The following is a 7,400-nucleotide window of genomic DNA, read 5'->3' as shown; positions in this document are numbered from 1 at the left end:
AGCCACCCATGGGGTGGCTCTACCCGGGTCGGGCGCGGGGTGTCGGGCTGCGGGGGACTGACGGTGGGTGCAGCCACCCATGGGGTGGCTCTACCCGGGTCGGGCGCGGGGTGTCGGGCTGCGGGGGACTGACGGTGGGTGCAGCCACCCATGGGGTGGCTCTACCCGGGTCGGGCGCGGGGTGTCGGGCTGCGGGGAACTGACGGTGGGTCGTGCGCTGGGATTGCGGGTAGAGCCACGCCATGCGTGGCTGGGGCCTTCCTAGGTCGCCTGCTTGGCCGCGCGCGCGGCCTGCTGTTCCACCAGGGTCAGGGCGACGTTGTTGCGCAGGTAGGCCGGCTCCACCCGCTCGGGGGCCACCGCCTCGCCGCGCGCGAACGCCGGCACCGCCAGGGTCAACAGGTCGGAGGCGCGCGGCAACGCCTGCGCATCCACCCCCACCAACTGCCCCTGCAGGCGCGTGGCCAGCAGGCCCTCGGCCGCACCGAAACCGGTGCCCACGCCATACCAGCGCGTGCCCGTCGGCAGCGTCACCACGTCCGGCGCGCACACCGCCTCCTCGCCCTGCAACTGCCATTGCCCGTCCACGCGCACCTGGCGGGCCACGTACACCTCGCCCATGCGCGCATCGATGCTGCTGAGCACCTGGTCGGCGTCGGCCGGGGCACGCAGCGCCAGCACCTGCAGGGTGGATACCGGCAGCAGCGGGCGGTCCAGCGCCAGCGCGATGCCCTGGGCGATCGCGATCGCCAGGCGCACGCCGGTGAACGCGCCCGGGCCACGCCCCAGGGCAATCGCATCGAGCTGCGAGCGCGCCACGCCGGCCTCGGCCAGCAGCGCCTCGGCCCACGGCAGGCTCAGCTCGGCGTGGCGGCGCGGGGCGATCTCGAACCGCTCCAGCACCTGCCCATCCACGTACAGGGCAACGGAGCAGGCTTCGGTGGCGGTTTCAAAGGCGAGCAGTTTCATGGGCGTCAGAACAGGGAAGTCGGAAAAGGGTCAGGCGCGGCGCGTGCGGGGGCAGCCTCGGCCATCCCGGCCGCTGCATCGGCTGCATCGACCGCCGGCGCGGCCAGCGGCGCAGGCGGCCATTGTGGCGCAAAGAAGGCGCGCACATCCTCCACCGCGCGGGTGCGCCGGAACGGCGGCAGCGAATCCAGGAACACCCGGCCATAGCTGCGGCTGAGCAGGCGCGGGTCGCACAGGACCAGCACGCCGCGGTCGGTCTCGCTGCGGATCAGCCGGCCCACGCCCTGCTTGAGCGCGATCACCGCCTGCGGCAGCTGCTCCTCGCGGAAGGGATTGCCGCCATCGCGGCGGATCGCGTCCAGGCGCGCCTCGAACACCGGGTCATCCGGTGCGGCGAAGGGCAGCTTGTCGATCACCACCACGCTGAGCGCATCGCCGACCACGTCCACGCCCTCGCGGAAACTGGCCGAGCCCAGCAGCACGCCATTGCCTGATTCGCGGAAACGCTGCAGCAGCATCCCGCGCGGCGCCTCGCCCTGGACGAACAGCGGCCAGGGCCCATCGCGCAGCGCCTCGGCCGCCTCGCGCAGCGCGCGGTGCGAGGCAAACAGCAGGAACGCCCGGCCCTGCGAGGCCGCCAGCACCGGGGTCAGCGCCTGGATCAGGGCGGTGCCGAACCCGCGCGCGGCCGGGTCGGGCAGCCCGGCGGGCAGGTAGCACAGCGCCTGGGTGGCCCAGTCGAACGGGCTGGGCTGCAGCAGCGTGACCGGATCGTCCAGGCCCAGGCGCTGGGCGATGTGCTCGAAGCCACCGTCCACGGTGAGCGTGGCCGAGGTGAACACCCAGGCCGCCATCGAACGCTGGCGGTGCTCGCGCAACGGCCCGGACACATCCATCGGCGTGCGCTGGCAACGGAAGCCGCGCGGGGTCAGTTCGTACCAGAGCACCTCGGCCGGCGCCGGCGCCTGCTCGGGGTCGCTGTCGAAATCCAGCAGCGGTGCATCCTCGCCCAGCCAGCGCGACAACCGCCCCACCGCCTCCAGCGCCCGCGCATGGCAGGCGTCCAGGCCGGGCGACGCCTCGCGCACGACGGCCAGCGCATCGCGCAGGGTGACCAGCGCGGTCATCGCCGCATCGAAGCCATCGCGGACCTGCGGCACCGCCAGCGCGCGCCATTGGGTGCCGCGCGGCGGCAGCCCGTCCATGGCGATGCGCAGCTCGCCCAGCACCTGCTCCAGCGTGCTCGCCGGGCCCTGCAGGGTGGCCTGGGCACCGGCCACGCTGCGGCTCTCGGCCAGGCAGTCGCGGGCCAGGGCCTGCCAGGGCCGCATGCCGAACCCTTCGCCGAAGAAATTGGCGGCCAGTTCGGGCAACTGGTGGGCTTCGTCGATCACGAACGCCTGCGCGCCGGGCAGGATCTCGCCGAAGCCCTCCTGCTTGAGCGCCAGGTCGGCCAGCAGCAGGTGGTGGTTGACCACCACCACGTCGGCGGCCTGCGCCCGCTGGCGCGCCTGCACCACGAAACAGTCATCCCAGAACGGGCACTCGGTGCCCAGGCAGTTGTCGACGGTGGAGGTCACCATCGGGTAGAGCGGCGAATCCTCGGGCAAGGCCTCCAGCTCGGCCATGTCGCCGAAGCGGGTGCGCCCGGACCAGGCCAGGATGCGCTGGAACTGCGCCACCTGCTCGGTCGAACTGAACCGCGGCTCGCCCCGGGCCTGCTGCAGGCGATAGCGGCACAGGTAGTTGGCGCGGCCCTTGAGCAGGGCGCTGCTGTGGCCCACCCCGAGCGCGGCGCGCACGCGCGGCAGGTCGCGATGGTAGAGCTGGTCCTGCAGCGCGCGGGTACCGGTGGAGATGATGATCTTCAGCCCGGACAACAGCGCCGGCACCAGGTAGGCGTAGGTCTTGCCGGTGCCGGTACCGGCCTCGGCCAGCAGCACGTCGCGCTGGTCGAAGGCCTCGGCGATGGCAGCGGTGAGGCGCAGCTGCGCCGGTCGCGCGACGAAGGCATCGAGCTGGCTGGCAAGCGTACCGCCCTCGCTCAGGGCGTCGCGGCTGGCATGGGCGAGTCGAGACATAAACCTGCTGTCGTGCCGGCCACTGGCCGGCTCCTGCTGATGATCGGTACCGCGCGGTTGCGGCCGCCCGGTCAGTACCGCTTGATCCCCGGCACCGTGCAGCCTTCCAGCTGCGCATGCGCGGACACCGCGTTTTCCTTCTCGCCACGTGCCAGGCGCGATTGTTCGATGGTGGCCCAGTGGCGACGGCACAGCGGGCCGGTCTTGGAACCCAGCTCCACCGCCTTGCGCGCCAGCGTTTCCGCGCGCGTCCAGTCGCCCTGCAACAGCGCGATCTCGGCGCGCTCCTGCAGGATCGACGGATCGCCTTCAGAGATCAGCAGGGCCTGGTTCAACGCCTCGGCGGCCCCGGCCAGGTCGTTGGCCTGGCGCTTGGCCTGGGCATTCATGCGCAGGTCTTCGATCTCGGCATCGCGCAGCGGCTGCACGGCCAGCTCCTTGGCATCCGAGCCGGCGGCGACGGCGTCCACGGCGGCCATGCGCTGGGCCGGGGTGGTGTTGTCCACCGGCGCCTTCACCGGCGGGGCCGAGGTGACGCAGGCGGCCAGCGACAGGCTCAGGATGAGCAGGCTGGCGGTACGGATCAGGGTTCGGTGGGTCATGCGGGCCGGCCTCGTTCCGGAATCATCGTGCGGGGGAAGTCGTTGCGGCGGGCGCGGCCTCGGCGGCAGGCTCGGGCTTCTTGTCCAGGCCGAACCAGCTGCGCCAGCCACCGCCTTCGCTGCCACCTTCGCCGCCCTCGCCTTCGGGCAGGGCCGCCGGCGGTGCACAGGCGGCAAACGCGGGGGCGTACCCCACCACGAACGGGAAACGGCGCGCGCCGGGGCAGGTTTCGTCGGTGGCCGAGGTGCCGGCGGCATCCACGTACTGCCAGTCCAGGCCCTTGCTGCTCACCTTCAGCGGCGCGCTCGGCAGGCGCTGGAAGATGCCCGACCAGACCCGCATCGCGCCGGTGGCGCCATACAGCCCGGCCTGCTCGTTCTGGTCGTTGCCCATCCAGATCACCGCCAGGTGGTCGCCGGTGTAGCCGGCATACCAGCTGTCGCGGCCATCGTTGGTGGTACCGGTCTTGCCGGCCGGCTGCAGGCGGCCGAGGCCATCGGCGTTCAGGCGCTGCGCCGTGCCGCTGGCCACCACCTGCTGCAGGCCGATGCTGATCAGGTTGGCGGCGATCGAGTCACCTTCCTGGGCCGGCGCCGGGCTCTTGTCGTAGCGCTTCATCAGCTTGCCCTGCGGGTCCAGCACGCCACGCACCGCATGCAGCGGCTGGATCTCGCCGCCGGAGGCCAGGAACTGGTACAGCTGCGCCATCGCATACGGGCTCTGGTCGGTGGAGCCCAGGATCACCGCCGGATTGGGCTCGGCCTTGATCCCGGCCAGCACATGGATCAGCTGGGTCACCCGCTCCGGGCCGACCTGCATGCCCACCCGCACCGTGGCCTGGTTGTAGGAACTGGCCAGCGCATCGATCAGGCGCACGGTGCCGTGGCTGCGGTTGTCGGCGTTGCCCGGCGACCACTTCTTGCCGCGGCTGAGCTGCACCGTCACCGGCGAATCATCCACCCAGCTGGCCAGCGAGTAGCGGTCCGGCTGGGCCAGCGCAAGCAGGTACACGAACGGCTTGAGCAGCGAGCCGACCGGGCGCTGCGCCTCGATGGCGCGGTTGAAACCGGGCTCGGCGAAATCGCGGCTGCCCACCACGGCCAGCACGTCGCCGTTGTGCACGTCGGTCAACACCATGCCGGCCTGCAGTTCGGGCCGCTTCCTGCTCTCCAGCGACTTGATCGTCTTGGTGACCGCGCCCTCGGCGTAGGCCTGCGCGGACGGGGCCATGCCGGTCATCACGCTCAGCCCGGCGCCCTGCAGCACCGACTCGGGGTAGTCATGGCCGAGCTGGCGACGCACCAGGTCCACGTAGGCCGGGAACCGGTTGGCGGCGATCAGGCCCGGGGTCTTGGGCACGCCCAGCGGCGCCTTGAGTGCGCGCCGGTACTCGGCGTCGTCGATCAGGCGGCTCTCGTGCAACTTGCCCAGCACGAAGTTGCGCCGGTCCAGCGCGCGCTCCGGATTGCGTCGCGGGTCATAGTGGGACGGGCCCTTGACCAGCCCGATCAGCAGCGCCACGTGCTCGGTGTTGAGCGAGGACAGATCGCGCCCGAACCAGAACTCGGCGCCGGAGGACATGCCGTGGATGGCCTGGCTGCCGCGCTGGCCCAGGTACACCTGGTTGAGGTAGGCCTCCAGGATGGTGCGCTTGTCGTAGCGCGCTTCCATGATCAGCGCGTACAGCACCTCGTTGAACTTGCGGGTGACGGTCTGTTCCTTGCCGATCCCGAGCAGGCCGCTGCGGGCCAGCTGCTGGGTCAGCGTGGAGGCGCCCTGGCGGCTCTGGCCACCGGAGCGCACGGTCACCCAGATCGCGCGGGCGATGCCGCTCAGGTCGATGCCGTGGTGGCGGTTGAAGTCCTTGTCCTCCACCGCCTGCAGGCCGGTCACCAGCAGCTCGGGGGTCTCCTCGATGCGGACCAGCCGGCGCTCTTCCTGCTTCTGCCCGTACAGGGTGGCGATGCGCGCCGGATCCAGCCGCGCGCCCTTGAGCGCCTTGCGGCTGTCGGCATCGCGCAGCGAGGCGATCTGCCCGCCGGACAGGCTCAACTCGACCCGACGCGGGCCGACCGGGCCATCCACGTCATTGAAGCCGCGGCTGGCGATCACAAAGCGCCCGCCGTCCTGGTGGAAGGTGGCCGCCGACTTGCCGGTGCCGTCATCGCGGTAGGCCGCGGCGGCCAGTTCGGTCTTGAGCGTGGCCGCATCCATCGCCAAGCCCGGCGCCAGCGCCAACGGCCGCGCATAGACCCGGGTGGGGATCTGCCAGCGCAGCTCACCGAAGCGCTGGGTGACCTGTTTGTTCAGGTAGACGGTGTAGGGAATGAGGAAACCCAGTGCCAGCGCAACCGCCGCCATGCCCCAGGTAATCAGCCGTCGCCGCCACAGCGGGCCACGGCTTTCGGTGTCGTCTTCGAACTCGTCGATGTCGTCGGAATCGTAGCGTCGGGGCACGGGGATGCGAGAATGGGGAATTATGAATTCCGGCGAGTCTAACGCAGCCATCGCAAATGGCGCGTTGCCACCGGTTCCCCTGCTTAAGCTGGAGTTGCAACGGGATGTCGATGTCCTTGGCCGATGCACGCTACTTCCTGAACCGCATGCTCGGTCTGTTCCACCGCAGCCTGGCCAGCCTGCGCACGCGCGGCTGGCGCGCCACCTGGCAGCGCATCCGCGTGCATACCCGTACCCAGCCGCCGCCGCGCCGCGCCGCGCTGTACGCCCCCCCGGCCCTGCCCTTCGCCCCGTTCGCGGTGCCGGCCAGCGCCGCGCCGGTGGTGAGCGTGGTCATCCCGGTCTACAACCAGGCCGCCCACACCCTGGCCTGCCTGCGCGCGCTGGCCGCCCATCCGCCGCAAGTGGCCTGCGAGATCCTGGTGGTGGACGACGGCAGCAGCGACCAGACCGCCACGTGGATGCCGCAGGTCCAGGGCCTGCGCTATGAAGTGCGCGCCCGCAACGGCGGTTTCATCGAGGCCTGCAACGACGGCGTGGCGCGCTCGCAGGGGCGCTACGTGGTGCTGCTCAACAACGACACGGTGCCCCAGCCGGGCTGGCTGGACGCGCTGCTGGCCACCTTCACCCAGGTGCCCGATGCCGGCCTGGTAGGTGCCCAGCTGCTGTACCCGGACGGCCGCCTGCAGGAGGCCGGCGGGGTGATCTTCCAGGACGGCAGCGGCTGGAGTTACGGTCGTTTCGAATCGCCCGAAGACCCCCGCTACTGCGCGCTGCGCGAGGCGGACTACTGCTCGGGGGCGGCGCTGATGATCCCGCGTGCGCTGTGGGACACGCTGGGCGGGTTCGATACCCGTTACCGCCCGGCCTACTACGAAGACACCGACCTGGCCTTCGCGGTGCGTGCCGCCGGCCACCGCGTGCTGGTGCAGCCGGCCAGCCGCGTGGTGCACGACGAGGGCACCAGCAACGGCACCGATACCGGCAGCGGCGTGAAGGCCTACCAGGTCCGCAACCAGGGCGTGTTCGCCGCCAAGTGGGCCCAGGCCCTGCGCGCGCAGCTGCCGGTGGGCAGCGTGCCCTCGCCCGCGCTGCTGCACCGCCACCAGCGCCAGGTGCTGATCCTGGACGAAGCGGTGCCACAGCCGGACCGCGACTCGGGCTCGCTGCGCCAGTACAACCTGATCCGCATGCTGGTGGACGGCGGCGCCCACGTGGTGTTCGTGTCGACCCGCCGCGAGCACGCGGGCGCGGCCACCGAGGCGCTGCAGCAGCTGGGCGTGGAAGTCT

General features: G+C 71.5%; 5 protein-coding genes. 1 reads left to right on the top strand and 4 read right to left on the bottom strand.

Annotation, left to right across the window (positions count from 1 at the left end; translation table 11 throughout):
• Positions 1 to 261: 261 nt before the first annotated feature.
• The 4 genes from tsaB to mrcB all read right to left on the bottom strand — a co-directional run bounded on the left by tsaB (position 262) and on the right by mrcB (position 6,110).
• Positions 262 to 969, bottom strand: coding sequence for a tRNA (adenosine(37)-N6)-threonylcarbamoyltransferase complex dimerization subunit type 1 TsaB (tsaB, locus tag RSA25_RS18310; protein ID WP_332810257.1), 708 nt, complete (start codon positions 967 to 969; stop codon positions 262 to 264).
• Positions 970 to 974: 5 nt separating this feature from the next.
• Entirely contained in the window at positions 975 to 3,050 is a 2,076-nt protein-coding gene (locus RSA25_RS18305) for an ATP-dependent DNA helicase (protein WP_332810256.1), read from the bottom strand.
• Between the two features lie 71 nt (positions 3,051 to 3,121).
• A complete protein-coding gene (locus RSA25_RS18300) occupies positions 3,122 to 3,652 on the bottom strand; it encodes a hypothetical protein (protein WP_332810255.1) in 531 nt (176 codons plus the stop codon).
• A gap of 22 nt (positions 3,653 to 3,674) precedes the next feature.
• Complete coding sequence (gene mrcB / locus RSA25_RS18295; RefSeq protein ID WP_332810254.1) at positions 3,675 to 6,110, bottom strand: penicillin-binding protein 1B; 2,436 nt, start codon at positions 6,108 to 6,110, stop codon at positions 3,675 to 3,677.
• A 104-nt stretch (positions 6,111 to 6,214) separates the two neighbouring features.
• Between mrcB and RSA25_RS18290 the strand changes: the two genes are divergently transcribed.
• Positions 6,215 to 7,400, top strand: a 1,186-nt coding sequence (locus tag RSA25_RS18290; RefSeq protein ID WP_332810253.1) for a glycosyltransferase family 2 protein, incomplete at its 3' end; no start/stop codon positions are given.

The organism is Stenotrophomonas sp. (assembly GCF_036662295.1).
Classification (GTDB): domain Bacteria; phylum Pseudomonadota; class Gammaproteobacteria; order Xanthomonadales; family Xanthomonadaceae; genus Stenotrophomonas.
This window is presented reverse-complemented; position numbering and strand designations above follow the sequence as displayed.

Bases quoted from the DNA above. Each gene is read 5' to 3' on its own strand.
- RSA25_RS18300 (WP_332810255.1), bottom strand. From the start codon at position 3,652: ATGACCCACCGAACCCTGATCCGTACCGCCAGCCTGCTCATCCTGAGC.
- RSA25_RS18305 (WP_332810256.1), bottom strand. From the start codon at position 3,050: ATGTCTCGACTCGCCCATGCCAGCCGCGACGCCCTGAGCGAGGGCGGT.
- tsaB (WP_332810257.1), bottom strand. From the start codon at position 969: ATGAAACTGCTCGCCTTTGAAACCGCCACCGAAGCCTGCTCCGTTGCC.